This window comes from Hamadaea flava, assembly GCF_024172085.1.
GTDB lineage: Bacteria > Actinomycetota > Actinomycetes > Mycobacteriales > Micromonosporaceae > Hamadaea > Hamadaea flava.
Window position 1 is genome coordinate 8,098,322 of record NZ_JAMZDZ010000001.1, and the last position, 16,699, is coordinate 8,115,020.

19 protein-coding genes are annotated in these 16,699 nt (G+C 70.7%); 13 read left to right on the forward strand and 6 right to left on the reverse strand.

Annotation, left to right across the window (positions count from 1 at the left end; all coding sequences use genetic code 11):
- Positions 1 to 113: 113 nt before the first annotated feature.
- Complete coding sequence (locus tag HDA40_RS37775; protein ID WP_253762770.1) at positions 114 to 1,121, reverse strand: sensor histidine kinase; 1,008 nt, start codon at positions 1,119 to 1,121, stop codon at positions 114 to 116.
- A complete protein-coding gene (locus HDA40_RS37780) occupies positions 1,114 to 1,824 on the reverse strand; it encodes a response regulator transcription factor (RefSeq protein ID WP_253762772.1) in 711 nt (236 codons plus the stop codon). Before HDA40_RS37780 ends, HDA40_RS37775 begins: the two co-directional genes overlap by 8 nt.
- 93 nt (positions 1,825 to 1,917) lie before the next feature.
- Here HDA40_RS37780 and HDA40_RS37785 point away from each other — a divergent pair, with 93 nt between their 5' ends.
- From HDA40_RS37785 to HDA40_RS37840, 12 genes are all read left to right on the forward strand, one after another.
- Positions 1,918 to 2,244 carry a DMT family transporter gene (locus tag HDA40_RS37785; protein WP_253762774.1) on the forward strand — a complete coding sequence of 109 codons (327 nt, stop codon included), beginning with the start codon at positions 1,918 to 1,920 and terminating at the stop codon, positions 2,242 to 2,244.
- Positions 2,241 to 2,810 carry a TetR/AcrR family transcriptional regulator gene (locus HDA40_RS37790; protein ID WP_253762775.1) on the forward strand — a complete coding sequence of 190 codons (570 nt, stop codon included), beginning with the start codon at positions 2,241 to 2,243 and terminating at the stop codon, positions 2,808 to 2,810. Before HDA40_RS37785 ends, HDA40_RS37790 begins: the two co-directional genes overlap by 4 nt.
- An 83-nt stretch (positions 2,811 to 2,893) precedes the next feature.
- Positions 2,894 to 3,466, forward strand: a complete 573-nt coding sequence (locus HDA40_RS37795; RefSeq protein WP_253762776.1) for an RNA polymerase sigma factor — start codon at positions 2,894 to 2,896, stop codon at positions 3,464 to 3,466.
- Positions 3,463 to 4,485 (forward strand): hypothetical protein, encoded by a 1,023-nt coding sequence (locus HDA40_RS37800; protein ID WP_253762778.1) that lies wholly within the window; start codon positions 3,463 to 3,465, stop codon positions 4,483 to 4,485. The genes HDA40_RS37795 and HDA40_RS37800 overlap by 4 nt, the downstream gene beginning before the upstream one ends.
- Positions 4,486 to 4,582: 97 nt before the next feature.
- Positions 4,583 to 5,620, forward strand: coding sequence for an NAD(P)-dependent alcohol dehydrogenase (locus HDA40_RS37805; protein ID WP_253762779.1), 1,038 nt, complete (start codon positions 4,583 to 4,585; stop codon positions 5,618 to 5,620).
- Between the two features lie 157 nt (positions 5,621 to 5,777).
- On the forward strand, positions 5,778 to 6,989 hold the full coding sequence (locus tag HDA40_RS37810; RefSeq protein ID WP_253762781.1) for an MFS transporter: 1,212 nt from the start codon (positions 5,778 to 5,780) through the stop codon (positions 6,987 to 6,989).
- Positions 6,990 to 7,068: 79 nt separating this feature from the next.
- Positions 7,069 to 7,551, forward strand: coding sequence for a cation:proton antiporter regulatory subunit (locus HDA40_RS37815; protein WP_253762782.1), 483 nt, complete (start codon positions 7,069 to 7,071; stop codon positions 7,549 to 7,551).
- Positions 7,552 to 7,559: 8 nt separating this feature from the next.
- A complete protein-coding gene (locus HDA40_RS37820) occupies positions 7,560 to 8,807 on the forward strand; it encodes a cation:proton antiporter (RefSeq protein ID WP_253762785.1) in 1,248 nt (415 codons plus the stop codon).
- A gap of 22 nt (positions 8,808 to 8,829) precedes the next feature.
- Positions 8,830 to 9,795, forward strand: a complete 966-nt coding sequence (locus HDA40_RS37825; RefSeq protein ID WP_253762787.1) for an AF_0692 family protein — start codon at positions 8,830 to 8,832, stop codon at positions 9,793 to 9,795.
- A gap of 62 nt (positions 9,796 to 9,857) precedes the next feature.
- Positions 9,858 to 10,496, forward strand: a complete 639-nt coding sequence (locus HDA40_RS37830; protein ID WP_253762789.1) for a GntR family transcriptional regulator — start codon at positions 9,858 to 9,860, stop codon at positions 10,494 to 10,496.
- A gap of 36 nt (positions 10,497 to 10,532) precedes the next feature.
- Positions 10,533 to 11,159, forward strand: a complete 627-nt coding sequence (locus HDA40_RS37835; protein WP_253762791.1) for a M23 family metallopeptidase — start codon at positions 10,533 to 10,535, stop codon at positions 11,157 to 11,159.
- Positions 11,146 to 11,925: an inositol monophosphatase family protein gene (locus HDA40_RS37840; RefSeq protein WP_253762793.1), complete on the forward strand. Its 780-nt coding sequence runs from the start codon at positions 11,146 to 11,148 to the stop codon at positions 11,923 to 11,925. The genes HDA40_RS37835 and HDA40_RS37840 overlap by 14 nt, the downstream gene beginning before the upstream one ends.
- A gap of 65 nt (positions 11,926 to 11,990) precedes the next feature.
- Here the strand turns inward: HDA40_RS37840 and HDA40_RS37845 are convergent, their stop codons facing one another.
- Positions 11,991 to 12,254 (reverse strand): hypothetical protein, encoded by a 264-nt coding sequence (locus tag HDA40_RS37845; RefSeq protein WP_253762795.1) that lies wholly within the window; start codon positions 12,252 to 12,254, stop codon positions 11,991 to 11,993.
- A gap of 278 nt (positions 12,255 to 12,532) precedes the next feature.
- On the opposite strand from HDA40_RS37845, the gene HDA40_RS37850 reads away from it, so the two are divergent.
- Positions 12,533 to 12,883 carry a DUF488 domain-containing protein gene (locus HDA40_RS37850; RefSeq protein ID WP_253762797.1) on the forward strand — a complete coding sequence of 117 codons (351 nt, stop codon included), beginning with the start codon at positions 12,533 to 12,535 and terminating at the stop codon, positions 12,881 to 12,883.
- On the opposite strand, the gene HDA40_RS37855 is transcribed toward HDA40_RS37850, so the two are convergent.
- The 3 genes from HDA40_RS37855 to HDA40_RS37865 are packed head-to-tail and all read right to left on the reverse strand — an operon-like array spanning position 12,880 to position 16,693.
- Complete coding sequence (locus HDA40_RS37855) at positions 12,880 to 14,049, reverse strand: sensor histidine kinase (RefSeq protein ID WP_253762799.1); 1,170 nt, start codon at positions 14,047 to 14,049, stop codon at positions 12,880 to 12,882. The two genes, HDA40_RS37850 and HDA40_RS37855, sit on opposite strands and share 4 nt — an antisense overlap.
- Positions 14,050 to 14,084: 35 nt before the next feature.
- Positions 14,085 to 14,732 carry a response regulator gene (locus HDA40_RS37860; RefSeq protein WP_253762801.1) on the reverse strand — a complete coding sequence of 216 codons (648 nt, stop codon included), beginning with the start codon at positions 14,730 to 14,732 and terminating at the stop codon, positions 14,085 to 14,087.
- Entirely contained in the window at positions 14,720 to 16,693 is a 1,974-nt protein-coding gene (locus HDA40_RS37865; protein WP_253762803.1) for a sensor histidine kinase, read from the reverse strand. Before HDA40_RS37865 ends, HDA40_RS37860 begins: the two co-directional genes overlap by 13 nt.
- Positions 16,694 to 16,699 lie beyond the last annotated feature (6 nt).

A 16,699-nucleotide genomic window follows, 5' to 3' on the forward strand; every position in this document is an offset into this window, starting at 1 on the left:
ATCAGGGTTCCCGGTCGAATCTCGCCGGGGAGCCTCTCGGGCGAGCCGCCAGGAGTGCAGTCAGCCAAGATTCGACACGGATCCCTGATCCGGTGCCCGGACGAGCGGTGCGCCTAGGCGGGGAGGCGTACCTCGAAGCGGCAGCCGTCGCCCGCGTTGCGCGCCGCCACGGTGCCGCCGTGCGCTTCGACCAGTCCGCGGACGATCGCCAACCCGAGGCCGCCGCCCGCGCCGGTGTCCGGCGTACGCGCGCGTGACCCTCGGAAGGCCACGTCGAAGACCCGGTCGAGGTCGGCCTCGGGGATGCCGCCGCAGGTGTCGCTCACGGCCAGCCAGGGTCCGGCGGCGTCCCGCCCGCCGTCGATGGTGACGGTGCCGTCCGGCGGCGTGTAGCGCACGGCGTTGAGCACCAGGTTCGCCACGACCCGGCCTAGTTCCCGCTCGCTGGCCTTCACCGTCGGCCAGGCCGCGTGGACCGGCGTACGCAGTCGCACGCTGCGGCTCGTGGCGATGGGCGAGGCGGCGGCGAGGGCGTCGGAGACGACGTCGCCGAGCCCGACGTCGGCCACCGTCAGATTCAGCGCCCCGGCGTGGATGCGCGACAACTCGAAGAGGTCGTCGACCAGCCGGGCCATCCGGTCGGCTTCCATGCGCAGCCGGTGGTGGTACTCCCGCATCGACTCGGCGTCGTCGACCACGCCGTCCTCGAGCGCCTCGGCCATCGCCCGCATCCCGGCCAGCGGCGTACGCAGATCGTGGCTGACCCACGCGATGAGCTGCCGGCGGCTCGCCTCCAGCTCCCGCTCCCGGTGGCGGGCGTCGGCGGCCCACACGGCGGCACGCGCCATGCGGCGGCCCATCCAGAGCCCGATCGCGAGGGACAGCACTCCGGCGATCGGCACCACGATGAGGACGACCTGAAGGTCGTGGCCGGAGATGAACATCTCCTCGGCGACGGCGAGCACACCGGCCGCGACCGCCAGCACCACCACCAGCACCAGTACGCCGACGTTGGCGGTGATGGAGCGTCGCTGCAGGAACCGCAGCGCGATCGCGCCCGGTACGCACACGACCAGCGCGCCGAGCAGCGCGGCCAGCCCGATGAGCAGGACGTCACGCATCGGCCGCCACCGGTTCGTAGCGGTAGCCGATGCCCCACACCGTCTGGATGCGGGCCGGGCTGGCCGGATCCGGCTCGATCTTCTCCCTGAGTCGTCTGATGTGGACGGTCACGGTGGACTGGTCGCCGAAGGTCCAGCCCCAGACCTGGTCCAGCAGCTGCGCCCGTTTCAGGGCGACGCCCGGCTGCGACATGAGCGCGGCGAGCAGATCGAATTCGCGTACGGTCAGCGACAGCGGCATTCCGCCGAGCGCTGCGGTCCGGCGCGCCGGGTCCACCACGAGGTCGCCGTCGCGCAACAAGTCCCGTGGCTGCTGCGGCTGCGCCACCGTACGCCGCAACACCGACTGCACTCGCAGCACCAGTTCCCGTGGCGAGAACGGCTTGGTGACGTAGTCGTCCGCGCCGAGCTGCAGGCCGACGATCCGATCGATCTCCTCGCCCATCGCGGTCAGCATGATGATCGGCAGGTCGGCCGAGGACTGCCGCATCCGCCGGCACACCTCCAGCCCGTCGACGCCGGGCAGCATCAGGTCCAGCACGACCAGGTCCGGCGGGCGGGCGGCGTACGCGGCCAGGGCGGTGTCGCCGTCGGCGGCCAGCTCGACCGTCATCCCGGCCCGTTCGAGGTAGCGGCGGACGACGTCGGCGACGGTGGGATCGTCGTCGACGACGAGGATGCTGGGCGCGCCGGGTCTGGTCACCCGACCAGCGTAGGTCCGCCGGGGTCGCGAACGGGGTCGCCGCCCGGTTCCGTCAGCGCTTCGTAAGACGCTCTTGTACTATCGTACAAGTCCATGGGCTACCTCTACCTGCTCGGCGCCATCACCGCCGAGGTCATCGCGACCAGTCTGCTGAAAGCGACCGAGGGCTTCAGCAAGCTGTGGCCGACCGTCGCGGTCCTGGTCGGCTACGCACTCGCCTTCGTGGCCCTCTCCCAAGTGGTCAAGTCCGTCCCGGTCGGCGTCGCGTACGCGGTCTGGTCGGGGCTGGGCACGGCGGCGATCGTCGCCATCGGCGCGGTCTTCCTGGGCGAGCCGATCACCGTCGTGAAGGTGATCGGCATCGGCCTGATCGTGGCGGGCGTGGTGATCCTCAACGTCGGCGGGGCGGCGGCCCATTGAGCGCGGCACCGCGGCGGGCGCAGCGACCCCGTGACCCGCAGGCCCGTCGCGACGCCCTCGCGGCGGCCGTCATCGACAGCATCGCCGAGGTCGGCCTCGGGCGTACGACGCATCGCAGCGTGGCCAACCGGGCCGCATTGCCGCTCGGTGCGACGACCTACTACTTCCCGACGCTCGACGACCTGATCGAGGCCGGGCTCCGGCAGGCGCTCGACGACCTCGACCGCGAACTGGGGCAGTGGAAGGAACGGCTGTGCGCCGCCGCCGGCGCTGCCGATCTCGCCGGGGAACTGGCACTGCTCGCCGCGCAGCACGCCGCCGATCCGCGCCGAGTCCGGGTCGAATACGAGTTGTACGCGGCCGCGATGCGCGATCCGCGGCTGCGCCCGCTGGCGCGGCGCCGGCTCGACGGCGTACGCGAGCTGCTCGAACCCCGGCTCGGCGGGTCGATCGCGGAGGCCGTCGCAGCCTTGCTGGACGGTGTCGTCCTGCGAGCGGCGACGACCGGCGAACCAGTGGACCAGGCGGCCCTCGCCGCCGCTGTTCGCCGGGTCGCCACCGAATGACGCGATGCCACGCCACGAGCGGAGGCCCGTCCGCACTATCGTCCGTCCGTGAACCCACCTGCCCCGATCGGGCATGAACAAGTGTGACCGAACTACGACTGCCGCCCGCGGACAGCGTCGACGAGGCGCTCATCCGCGAGTCGATCGACGTTCCGGAACGGTTCGCGCCGCTGTTCGACCGGCACGCCGCAGCCGTACATCGCTATCTGAGCCGGCGGATCGGCGAACCGGCAGACGATCTTCTGGCGGAGACGTTTCTGGTCGCGTTCCGGCGAAGAACCTCCTTCGAGCCGATCCGGCTCGACGCGAGGGCATGGCTGTTCGGCATCGCCACGAACGTCTTACGGCGGCACGTCCGGCAGGAAGAGCGCCGGTACCGTGCTATGGCCCGATCGGCCGGGCTGGTCGCGCACGTACACGTCGACGAGCCGACGGACGACCGACTCGACGCGCAAGCCTTGCGTGCCGCGCTCGCGGCGGCGCTCGCAGCGCTCAAGCCACCGGACCGGGACGCGCTCCTGCTTCTTGCCTGGGCCGAGCTCACGTACGCGGAGATCGCCGCCGCGCTCGGCATACCCCTCGGGACGGTGCGCTCGAGGATCAATCGGGCCCGCCGCCTGACCCGTTCCGCGCTCGATCTACCGGAGGAACCGTGAACGAGATCTCGCTGTTGAACGCGTACGGACCGCAAGCCGCCGAATTGTCCGACGCGGCGCGGCGCGCGGCCCGCGAGCGGCTTCTCGCCGAATGCCGTGCGCCGGGCATGGCGGGCGACGGGATCGCCCTGGGCGGAGCCCTGGGTAAAGGCACCCGGATCGGCACCGGCCGCGGGCTCCGCCGTCGCACGCCTCGCTGGGCGTTCGTGAGCGTGGGCCTGGCCATCGCAGCCATGACGGCCGGGGTCCTGCTACCCGCGCTCTGGCGCACCGCATCGCCTGGGCAGACAGCCGACCCGATCCGGCTGGTCGCGGCGGCGGCCTTCGAATTCCCCTACGCCCTCCCGGGACTTGGCAAGCCCTCGTTCACCGCCGAGCCGGGCGGACCCATCATGGCCGTCTACCCCGAGCCCGACGGGAGTGAAGTCGTCCTCACCACCACGACCGCACCGACGGGCGAAGCCGGCCGGGGAGAGCGGGAGATCACCCTGGACGGGCGTCCAGGCCGCATCACCGTCGGGACGAAGGAGTCGGGCGTCGTCATGTTCGTGGCGCTCACCTGGGAACACCGTCCTGGGGTGTGGTTGTCGCTGACCCGGGCCGGCGAGAACGCCACCGAAAAGGTCGTCCTGACGCTCGCCCGTGAGGTGACCGATCAGCCGCAGGAAGTCGGCTTGATGCTCACCGTGGGCCTCGTGCCGGACGGATGGCGTCTCGGAATGTTCAAGGATGACGGTGCGATCCTGTCCTACATCGACCCGGCTGTCCCGAGCCGAGCGCTGACGGTCTGGCGTACGCCTCAGCCCGACACCAGTCCCGACGCCGAGATCGAGGGATTCGAGGCTGCTCAGGCCGTGACCGTCGGGGGCAGGCCGGCGAGACTGGTGCGGACCGCCGATTTCTGGCGGTTGACCGCCACACTGCCCGACGGGTCTGGCGTCAACCTGATGGCACCCCGCTCGTTCCGCTCGGAACAGGTGGTCGCCGTGGCCGAGAGCGTGAGATTGACGATGCCGTAGCGGAAGGCCACCGGCCCGCTTCGAGCTGCGTAAACGACTGATGCCGCCCGGTCGGGCCGGTTAAGGTGAGGCGAAGCCGAGCGGACGGGGGCGTGCGATGCGGGCTTTGCAGCTGGTCTCACCTGGCAAGATCGAGGTACGCGAGGTCGACGTGCCGGAGATCGCCTCCGACGAAGTGCTCGTGAAGGTCGCCGGGGCCGGGTTGTGCCACTCCGACGTCCACGTGCTGCACGCGCCGGAGTGGCCGATCCCGAACATGACCCTGGGCCATGAGACCTCCGGGCATGTGGAGAAGCTGGGCGACACGGTGACGGGGTTCGCCAAGGGCGACGCTGTGCTCGTCTACCTGATCTGGGCCTGCGGCGTGTGCCGGCCGTGCATCGAGGGCCGCGACAACGTGTGCGTGAACCAGGGCGGCCGGTATGCGTACCCGCCGTGCCCGGGGCTCGGGCCGAACGGCGGCATGGCCGAGTACATGAAGGTCAAGGCGCGGTACCTGGAACCTCTGGGCGACCTGGATCCGGTGCAGGCCGCGCCGCTGGCCGATGCCGGGCTGACCCCGATGCACGCGATCAACGGCGCGCGCCATCGGCTCGGACCGGGCTCGACCGCGGTCGTCATCGCGGTCGGCGGGCTGGGGCACGTGGGCTTGCAGATCTTGGCCGCCACGACCTCGGCGCGCATCATCGCGGTGGATTCCAGCGAGCAGAAGCTGGAGCTCGCCAAGGAACACGGGGCGGATCTCGTGCTCAAGAGCGACGAGATGGCCGTGAAGCGGATCCTGGAGGAGACCGGCGGCTACGGGGCCGACGCGGTCTTCGACTTCGTCGGCGTCCAGCCGACCATCGACCTGGCCACTCACACGATCGCGCCGGACGGTGCGTTGCGCTTCGTCGGCCTGGGCGGCGGCAAGTTCACCTACGAGGCGAACGGGGCGGCCGAGCCGCTGCCGTGGGGTGTCGACGTTCGCCGTTCCTTCGGCGGGACGCGTACCGATCAACGGCAGGTCATCTCGCTGGCCCAGCAGGGCAAGATCAGCGTGGAGGTCCAGACCTATCCGCTGGTCGACGGCCTCAAGGCGTTCGCCGATCTCGAAGCGGGCAGGGTGCCTGGACGCGCCGTCCTCGTCCCCTGACGCGGTCCTGACGACGTCTGGCGTCCCGTGGCGTCACCTGCGGATCACGGATGCGCAGCCCAAAAGCGCGGCCGGAAGCACGCGTAACCGTGATCTGCACCCCAAACAGGGAGCGCGGGCTTAACAAACCGTACGTTCGTACTGTTACGCTGCCCGCGTGCTGCTCCCACCCCGCGGCAACGCCCGCATCCTCATCGGCGCCCACTTCGTCAACACCCTCGGCAACGGCGCGTACCTGACGACGAGCACGCTGTTCCTCACGCGCTCGATCGGGCTGAGCCCGGCCGAGGTCGCGCTCGGGCTCGCGATCGCGGCCGGGGCTGGGATGGCGCTGAGCACCCCGATGGGCTACGTCGCCGACAGGTACGGCCCGAAGCGCGTCATGCTCGGGCTGCTGATCCTGCAGGCGGTGTGCTTCGCCGGCCTGATCGGCGTACGCGGGCTGTGGTCGTTCGCCCCGATCGCCGGCCTCATCGCGGTCGGGGAGTCCGGCGCGAAGGCGGCCAACGGCGCGATGATCGCCGCCGCCGTCGAACCGGCCCAGCGGCTGCGCGTACGCGCTTTCCTGCGCTCGGCCAACAACGCCGGGATCGGCTTGGGGGCTTTGATCGGCAGCATCCCGCTGATGCTCGACACCCGCTCGGCGTACGCCGTGATGCTGCTGGCGAACTCGGTCACCTTCCTGCTTGCGGCAGCCGTGCTGACCCGGGTGCGACTGGACAAGCCGGTCGCCGCACGCCCGGCCGAACAGCCGCGCCTGGTCGCCTTGCGCGACCGCCCGTTCCTCAGCTTCGCGCTGGTCGACGGGCTCGTCGCCGCGCTCTACAACGAGCTGCTCACGCTCGGGCTGCCGTTGTGGCTCACCGTGCACACGGGCGGTCCATTGTGGTTGGTGTCGGCCGCCTTGCTCATCAACACCACCGGTTGCGTCCTGTTGCAGGTGTGGGCGTCCGGCGGCACCGACGGGTTGGCGAGCGCCGCGCGTACGGGGCGCCGGGGCGCGCTGATCATCGCCGTGGCGTGTGTCCTCTTCGGAGCGTCGACCGGGATGCCCACGTGGGCGGTCTGCGTCGGCGTCCTGGCGGCGGCGTGCGTACACGTGCTGGGTGAACTGTTCAGCTCCACGGCCACCTGGGCCGTGATCTTCGGAATGGCCCCCGACTGGGCGCAGGGCCAGTACCAAGGGGCCTACCTGACCGGTCGGCAGATCGGCAACATGGTCACGCCACCGCTGCTCACGGCTCTGGTCGTGGGTGGTGGCGGACCAGGTTGGCTGGTTGTCGGGGTACTGTTCGCGGTCGCTGGTACGGCGTACCCGTCGCTGGTTCGGTGGGGCGAGCGGACCCGCGCCGAGCCGGTGACGGCCTGAGGACTGAGGGCACCCTTACCGTGCATCGATGTCGATATGCGATCATGGGGGGCCGACGAGGCGAAAGGGGCTGATCTAGGTGGAGGTCGAGCGGACGGCGCTGCCGGGGATCGGGCTGCGGCACGAGTTCCGGACTGCGCGGGGACAGCACGCCGCAGTGATCTCTCACCACAACGGTCGCCGGGATCTGGTGGTGTACGACCCACGAGATCCAGATACCACCCTGGCCGCCCTCGCGCTGACGAACGAGGAGGCCAACGGAGTCGCCGAGTTGCTCGGCACCGCGCGGCTCGTCGAGCGGCTCGCGGATCTGCAGCGGCAGGTGACCGGCCTGGTCACCGTCCAGATCCAGGTGGCCGAGGGCTCGCCCTACGCCGGTCGCTTCATGGGCGACGCCCGGGTGCGTACGCGCACCGGCGCCTCGATCGTCGCGATCGTGCGCGACGCGGAGGTCGTCGCGAGCCCTGGTCCGGATACCCGTCTGCGGTCCGGTGACCTCGTGGTGATAGTCGGCACCGCCGACGGCACCGCGGGAGCCGCCGAGATCTTCACGCGCGGATAGGCCGGCGTATGGAAGCTGCCTTCACGCTGATCGAGATCGGCGCCATCATCCTTGCCCTCGGGCTGCTCGGCGCGCTGTCACTGCGCTGGAGCATCTCTCCCATTCCGCTGTACCTGCTCGCCGGGCTGGCCTTCGGCCACGGTGGCATCCTGCCGCTCACGACGAGCGAGGAGTTCACCGCGACCGGCGCCGAGATCGGCGTCATCCTGCTGCTGTTCACGCTGGGCCTGGAATACACCGCGCCCGAACTCGTGGGCACCTTGCGTACCAACGCTCCGGCCGGCCTGGTCGACCTCGTCCTCAACTCGCTGCCCGGCGTCGCCGTCGCGCTGTTGATGGGCTGGGGCCCGGTCGCGGCCGTCGCGCTCGGCGGCATCACCTACGTCACCTCGTCCGGCATCACCGCCAAGGTGATGGCCGACCTCGACTGGCTCGGTAACCGGGAAGTCCCGGTCGTGCTGTCGCTGCTGGTCTTCGAAGACCTCACGATGGCCGTCTACCTGCCGATCCTGACCGCGATGCTGGCCGGGGCCGGGTTCCTCACCGGCGCCATCACCCTCGGCATCGCCGCCGCGACCATCACCGTGATCCTCATCGTGGCGCTGCGCTTCGGCCACATCGTGGAGAGGCTGGTCGCCTCGCCCAGCCAGGAAGTGCTGCTGCTGAAGGTGCTCGGCCTGACCGTGCTGGTCGCCGGGGTCGCCCAGATGCTTCAGGTCTCGGCCGCGGTGGGCGCGTTCCTGGTCGGCATCGCGCTGTCCGGGCCGCTCGCGCATCAGGCCCGCGAACTGCTCACGCCCCTGCGAGATCTGTTCGCGGCGGTCTTCTTCGTGTTCTTCGGCCTGCACACCAACCCCAGGGATCTGCCGCCGGTGGCGGGCATCGCGATCGCCCTGGCGATCGTGGGCATGCTGACGAAGATGGCCACCGGCTGGTGGGCCGCCCGCCGGGCCGGTGTCTCGACGCTCGGCCGGTTGCGCGCCGGGGCGGCGTTGCTGCCGCGTGGCGAGTTCAACATCGTCATCGCCGGGCTCGCGGTCACCGCCGGGGTCAATTCCGAACTCGGCCCGCTGGCGGCGGCTTACGTGCTGGTGCTCGCGGTCACCGGTCCGCTTACGGCCCGAGCCATCATTCCGATCGCCAAGCGGTACGCCAAACGCCGTGCACCGGTTCTGGAGAATCCGTCGCCGGCGCCGACGGTGCCTCATCAGGCGACCGCCCCGGAGGAGCTGACGCCGGATCACAGTCCCGGTTGAGCCCGGCCCGTAACATGTCGGCATGCGGCCGGTGCTCGGGTTGTTCCTGTTGGCGCCCTTCGTCGGAGAGTTCCTGCTCGGCAACCTGACGGTCGATTCGCTGTGGGTGGGCGTGCTGCTGATCCCGTTGTACGGGTGCGGTGCGGTGCTCGTCCGCGAACTCGGCCGTCGGGCCGGCGGCTGGCCGACGATGGCGTTGCTGGCGGTGGCGTACGCGTTGATCGAAGAGGGGCCGGTCGATCAGCTGCTCTGGACGGACGCGTACGCCGGGCACGACTACCTCGCCGGTCCGGCGTTCGTGCCGTGGCTCGGGATGAACGTGCAGACGACGCTGATCATCATCGCGCTGCACGCGGTGTGGAGCATCAGCGTGCCGATCGCCCTCGTCGAGTCGCTGACCCCCGCCCGGCGTACGACGCCGTGGCTGGGCGGCTTCGGGCTGACCGTCGTGGGCGTCCTGTACGCAGTCGGCTGCGTCCTGGTGTTCTACGGCAACTACCTGGACACCCGGTTCCTTGCCTCGCCGGCTCAGCAGATCGGCATGGCGGTCGTCATCGCCGGAGTGATCGTGGCGGCTTTCCTGCTTCCGCGCCGCATCCGGTTGCCGCGCTTGACCGGTCGGCGGCCGGAACCAGGGGGCGCCGCACTGTCCGCCTTCTTCTTGACTAGTGCGTTCTGGGCTCCGGCGGTGCTGGTCACCGCGGCCTGGTATCAGTGGGTGACCGTGGCCGCCTGGTTGGTCGTCGCCGTGACCGGGATCACCGCCGTCTCCCGGTGGTCGCGCCGCGACGGTTGGAGCCAGCAGCACGTCTGCGCCCTCGCGATCGGGGCGGCCGCGACCTACACCTGGGTGGCGTTCCCGCAGCGTCCGGAGGAGGGCGGCCCGCTGGTCACCGACCTCGCCACCAACGTGATGTGCGCGGCGATCATCGGGGTGGTCGTGGTGCTGGCGGCCCGTAAAGCGCGTGAGAATACGATGCTCGGGTAATACCCGAGCTAGCGTGTACGCTTCTGTATACGATCGACTCTTCGGCAGGAATGGGACAAGGAATGGCCGCGCGCAGCACCGAGTTCATGGCGGACGTCGTGCACGAGCGGCTTCGCGAGGCGATCCTGTCCGCGCAGTTCCGCCCGAACCACCGCCTCGTGGAGGAGGAGTTGGCGGACTGGCTCAAGGTCAGCCGCACCCCCGTCCGCGAAGCGCTGCTGCGGCTGCGCCAGGAAGGCTTGGTCGAACAGCGCCGGGGCTGGATCGTCCGCGACCACGCCCCCGAGGAGATGCTGGAGATCATCGAGGCGCGGGCCGGCATCGAGGCGCACGCGGCGTACCTGGCGGCCGGCCGCCTCAAGCAGGACGACTTCGCCCGGCTCGACGAGCTGCTGGAGCTGATGGAGCAGCCGGGCGCCTCCCGGGTCCGGCTCAACGAGCTGAACACCGAGTTCCACGACCTCGTCACCAAGGCCGCCGCCAACACTCTGGTGAGCCAGTTCTACCGGCGTACCAAGGTGAACTACTGGAACTTCCACCAGCCGGTCGTCTTCACCCCGACCGACGATGAGATCGTCAACCGGCAGCACCGGGACCTCGTGGCCGCGCTGCGGGCGCAGGACGGCGAGGCGGCCGCGAAGATCGCCCGCGAGCACGTCGAGAACACGGCCCGCATCATCATGTCGGCGCTCGGCCGCTGACACCGTTTTAACAACGCCTTGGGTACGCTCGGCCCGGTGACCCGCCGCCGCATCATCTGGGCGATCGCCATCGCCGCCGCCACCACCTTGCTGACCGCCACCGCGATCGTGGTCGTGCCGATGCTCCTGCCGCCCGGGCCACGCCCGCTGTTCCAGCTGCCGGTCGCATGTGGAGAGACGTGGGAACTGGGCACCTATCCCGGCCACGACGACTTCGACCTCGACATGTTCCCCACCAAGGGCTCCGCCTGGGGCCGTCCCGTGTACGCCTCCTTCGGCGGCACCGTGATCGAAGCCGGAGTAAACGGCGAACTGGGCGGGCGTACGCAGCAGAACCCGAAGGGGCCCAAAGGGCGCGGCGGCGGCTACTGGGTGAAGATCGACCACGGTGGGAAGTGGACGACGCAGTACCTGCACATGATCGAGATGCCGATGGTGGAGGTCGGCGACAAGGTGGTGCAGGGGCAGCAGCTCGGCAAGGTCGGCAGCACCGGCAACTCCGGGGCTCCGCACCTGCACTACGAGCAGCACCGGGGCTGGGAGAAGGTGGAGGCCTACTTCGACGGCCAGCCGTCCGGCATCACCACCGACGATCACGAATACACCGTGAAGCGGACGAGCAAGAACTGCCCGGGAGTATCCTCCCGTGGTGTCCCTGACTGATCATGGAGTCGCCCTCGCGGCGGCCGAAGCCGGCGCCGCGATCGTCCGGGCGAAGTTCGGCGGATCGCTCGCCCGGCAGGCCAAGGGCCCCGGCGACTTCGCGACCGAGGCCGACCTCGCCGCCGAACAGGCGATCCTCGGCGTACTGCGGGAGACCCGGCCGGACGACGCGGTGCTCGGCGAGGAGACCGGCGGCGTCATCGGCGACCGCACCTGGTTCGTCGACCCGCTCTGCGGCACCCTCAACTACGCCGCCGAGACGACCATGGTCGCCGTCAACGTCGCACTGCGTACCGGATCGGCGGTCACCGCGGCCGCCAGCGCCGACCCCTTCACCGGCGAGACCTTCTGGACCGACGGCCACCGCGCCTCGGTACGCCGCGGCGGCGAGGACCGGCCGGCCGTTCCGTCGGCCGAATCGCGCCTGGTCGACATCAACCTCGACCCGCATCCGGACAGCCCCGAGTTCTCCGCGACCGCGCTGCTCGCCGACGTCGAGTTCAACCGGCTCTTCCGGCCCCGCGTCCTGTCCACCACGCTGGCGGTCGCCTGGGTCGGCGCGGGGCGGCGGGCGGCGTACCTGACGGCGGGGGACCTGCGCGACAGCGTGCACTTCGCGGCCGGCATCGCCTTCTGCCGGGCCGCCGGTTGCGTCGTCACCGGCATCCAGGGTCAGCCGCTGCACACCGGGGTCGGCGGGCTCCTCGTCGCGGCAGACGAAGCCACGCACGCGTCTCTGCTGGCGCTGCTGCGCCGGCCCGCGTAGTCACGCCTCGGCCGGCTCGGCGCCCCGACCCCTCCAGAGGAGACGGATCGGGGCGCTGGCGTCGCTCAGTAGCGGGTGTACACGAGGAAGGCGTATCCCACGACCTTGGTGCCGGCCGAGTTGTACATCGGGTAGCACGGGCCTGGCGACGTCCACGTCGAGACGTAGTGCGGCCGTGCGGCCTTGCACTTGGCCATCGTCGAGTACAGCGGGCTGGTGTAGTTGGCCTGAGCGGGCGAGGCCATCCCCAGCACCACACCACCGGCGACGGCGACGGCGCCGAGCGCGGCGCCGACCCGAGCGCCGAGGCGGCGACGAGGCATTCGCATATCTACTCCTAACAGTTGCTTTCGGCCGGATCGGCCGTTCGCGGCAAGACCTTATAGCACCGGAGCAAAACCACCGGTCGCCGCAAATGCCGCACCGCGTACAAGCTGCGAGCAACGTGCCCGTGACCTGCAGGTCCAGCTGATCTTGCCGTTCAAGTGCTGCTCAGCCGGGCCGCGCGGTGTTCACGTGCGGTCGGCCCACTCGGGGTGCGCGCGAACGAGGGTGATCGAGCTCTATCTCGGCACGCCGGCCGCCGACTGACGGTACATTCCGGATTGTGGTTCAGATAAAGCGCATATATGACCCGCCGGCCGACGACGACGGCCGGCGGGTCCTGGCCGACCGGCTCTGGCCGCGCGGCATCAGCAAGGACGAGGCCGACGTCGACGAGTGGGTCAAGGACGTCACGCCGTCGACGGAGCTGCGCAAGTGGTATCACGAGGATCCCCAGACACGGCACGCCGAGTTCGTCCGGCGCTACGAGCGGGAGCTGGCCGGGCCGGAACAGCAGGCTGGGCTCACCCAACTCCGGGATCTGGCCGCCCACGGCACGGTGACCCTGCTGACCTCGTCGAAGGACTTGCCACACAGCCACCTCGCGGTGCTCGCCGACGTACTGTCGCACTAATCGGATGCCCCGGGGCGGGTCGGCAGGGTGAGCACGACCTCGAAGCCGCCCTCGGGCCGCCGTCCGGCGGTCAGCGTGCCGCCGTAGACCTGCGCCCGTTCGCGCATGCCGAGGATGCCGTGCCCGCCCGGGGCCGCCCCGGCGGCTGCGCTCGGCGTACGCCGTCGCCCGTTGTCCAGGATCCGCACGACCAGGGCGTCGGGGCGGTACTCCAGGCGTACCTGGGCCTGGGCGGGTGACGCGTGCTTGATCACGTTGGTCAGCGACTCCTGGATGACGCGGAAGACGCAGCCGTCCACGGCGCCGCTCAGCTCCCGTTCGGCCCCGGTGACGATGACGTCGACCTCGACGCCGGCCGCCGCCGTCTGCTGCACCAGATCGTCCAGCCGCCGCAGACCGGGCAGCGGCTCCGGGGTCTCGCCGTCGGCGCCCAGCCGTAGCAACGCCAGCATGTGCCGCATCTCGTCCAGGGCCTGGTGACTGGTCTCGGCGATGGTCTTCACTGCGCCGCGCGCGGTCGAGGGATCGGTCGACAGCACATAGTCGGCCAGTCCGGCCTGGACGGAGATCACCGACATGTGATGGGCCACCACGTCGTGCAGCTCCCGGGCGATCCGCAGACGTTCCTCGCCGATCGCCTGCCGGGCCCGCTGCGCCTGTTCGGCCCGGAGCCGGCGGGTCAGCACCGCGAGATTACGGGTGTTGTTGCCGAACATCCATGCGACGCCCGGCGCGACGATCGCCTGGCCGAGCGCCAACTCCAGGGATAGGTCGGCCGCGATCGCGCTCGTGAAGATCGGCACGGCGGCGGCTGTCGCGCTGACCCCGGTGACGAAGGCCGGCCGCTGCGCGGCGACGGAGTACAGCGCCAGCAGCGGGCCGAACAAGTTGAGCGTGGGCACATAACCGGCGAGCAGGTACACCTCGAGGCTGACGCAGGTCACCACGAGGACGGCCACCGGAGCCTTGCGGCGCAACGCCAGCGGCAGATAGCAGCCCAGCGTCAGCAGTACGCCCACGAGGTCGAACGGAACCGAGCCGGGCAGCCGGACCTGCGGGGCGATGACCAAGGTGACCGCGATGCACGCGACGGCGAGCGTCGAATCGCCCAGCACCGGTTGCATCCGCCGAAGTCGATCCAGCAACGCGGCCACGAGTCCGGCCATCGCGACAGGCTAGCAGCGGAAGCACGGATGCGCCGCTACGCGGAAGTGGGACCAGCCCGCAGGTACGCGAGCACGGCGAGCACCCGGCGGTGGTCCTCATCGGAGCCGGAGCTGGTCAGCCCCAGTTTGTTCATGATCGAGCCGACGTGCGTCTCGACGGTGCGATCGGTCAGCCACAGCCGCCGGGCGATGCCGACGTTGGTCCGGCCTTCGGCCATCAAGGCCAGCACTTCGCGTTCGCGGGCGGTCAGGCCCGGCAGCGGCGGCCCGCCCAGCAACCGAGTGACGACCTCGGGGTCGAGCGCGCAGCCGCCCGCGGCCACCCGGCGCAGCGCCTCCAGGAAGTCGTCGACGTCGAAGACACGGTCCTTGAGCAGGTAGCCGAACCCGCCCCGGGCCACCAGCTCGACGCTGTGCCGGGTCTCGATCTGCTGGGACAGCAGCAGGATGCCCAGCTTCGGCCACCGGTCGCGGAGCGTACGCGCGGCACGGGCGCCATCGTCGGTGTGATCCGGCGGCATCCGAATATCCACAATGGCCATGTCTGGCTCGTGGGCGGCGACCGCCTCGACGAGCGCGACAGCGTCGCCGGTCTTCGCGACGATCTCGTGCCCGGCGTCGGCCAGCAGCCGGGCCAGGCCCTCCCGGAACAAGGCGGAGTCCTCGCCGATCACGATGCGCATGGCAGCACCGCCTGGATCGTGGTGCCCCGCCCGCTCGGGCTGTGCACCTGCAACGCGCCGCCGGCGGCGGCCACCCGGTCGGCGAGCCCGGCCAGCCCGGAACCCGGCCGCAGTTGCGCACCGCCCCGGCCGTCGTCGCGTACCTGCACCGACAGGGTCGCGTCCTCCTGGATCAGTCGCAGCCCGATCCAGCCGGCGTCGGCGTGCTTCATCGCGTTCGTCACCGCCTCACTGACCACGTAGTACGCCGTCGTGGCGAGGTCGTCGGCGATCGGCCCGGTCTCCACCTCGACCGTGACGGGCAACCGCAGCGATCCGGCGAGGGTGCGTACGGCGACGTCCAGGCCGTCGTCGAGACTGCTCGGCCGCAACCCGTGCGCGATCGCCCGCAGCTCCGCCACCGCGGTGCCCAGCTCGGCGACGCTCTGGTCGAGCAGCCCGTCGACGTCCACCGTGCCGTCGCCGAGGTGCCGCTGCGCCAGTCGCAACGACAGGCCCAGCGCTACCAGCCGCTGCTGCGCGCCGTCGTGCAGGTCGCGTTCCAGCCGGCGACGCTCCGAATAGCCCGCCGCCAGCAGTCGCGCGCGACTCGACGCCACGTCGCGCAACGCCGCCGACAGCCCGATCCGCAGCCGGGTCACCTCCACCAGCAACGCGCTCGCCGCGGCGATCTCCCGGAGCAACTCGCGGCTCGTGGCGTCGCCGCCCCGGATCACCGCGCCGATCTCCTGACCGTGCAACACGATCGGGGTCGCGCCGCCGGGGTCCGCGATCGGCTCCCCGGTCGAGTCCACGAGCAGTTCTTCGCCCGGCAACTTGTACGCCAGAAGCAGCGTCCGGTCCGGCAAAGCGGTTCGCAGCACCGCCTGCAACTCCTCCGGCTGGCTGTCGCCGATGTCGATGCGCCGCCGCAACGCGGCGATGGCGTCGAGCGCGGCGCGGCGTTGCGGATACAGCCGCCGGTCGACGACGCGCTGGATCCGGGTGCGTACCGGGGTCAGCGCCGCGGCGCAGACGGCGGTCGCGCCCGCCGCGACGACCGCGCTGCCGCCGCCGGCCACCAGCCCGCCGGTGAACGAGATCGCGGTGTAGAGCCCGAGCAGCACCGTCGTCACCGTGCTGTAGGTGACGGTGGCGGCGATCGCCTTGTCGACGTCGTAGAGGTCGTGCCGCAGCATGGCGATCGTGGTGCCGACCGGGATGGTGATGAACAGCCCGAACAGGCCGATCATCGCCAGGTCGGGCATGCCCATCAGGAGATAGCTCGTCCAGCACAGCAGCAGCGACACCGGCAGCCACAGGCCGGCAAGGGCGAACCATTTCAGCTGGGCACGCTCGCTCGGGCGGGTCGTGCGGCGGAACCGGCCGATCATCGAACCGGCGCTGGCGATCAGCAGGACGAGCAGCAGGAACGGCAGCGCGATGACGAACGGGAACGCGGCGTCGGGCAGCACACCCAGCGCGTGCGGCGCGTTCTCGAACGGCGGCGGGTACGCCCCGGGTGCCATCCCGGCCACGCCGACGAACACGATCAGCACAGCGGCCAGCCCACCGGCGACCCAGCGCCAGCCCGGACCGGGCAGCCGTCCCTCGGGGAAGAACAGCACCAGCAGGGCGACCGGGACGTACATGAGCATCCAGGAGCCCTGGTCCAGCGTTCCCACGACGGCGGGCATCGGCAGGCCGGCCGCGTACGCCGCCGTCGCGTAGGTCTCGACGGACGGGATCACCGCGATCGACAACCCGACGAGGGCCAGCAGTGCACCGACCGGATTCTGCGGCCGCCGCCGCGCGATCACATACCCCAGCGCGATCGACGGCACGCTCAGGACGACGCCGGACGCGTACCAGAGGACGGTCGGCAGATCGGCGTCTGTGCCGAGCCGGATCAGCCCGGCCGCGCCCGCGACCAGGAACGCGGCGGCCAGCCCGGCGATCGCGACGCTCACCCGGCGATACATGCGCTC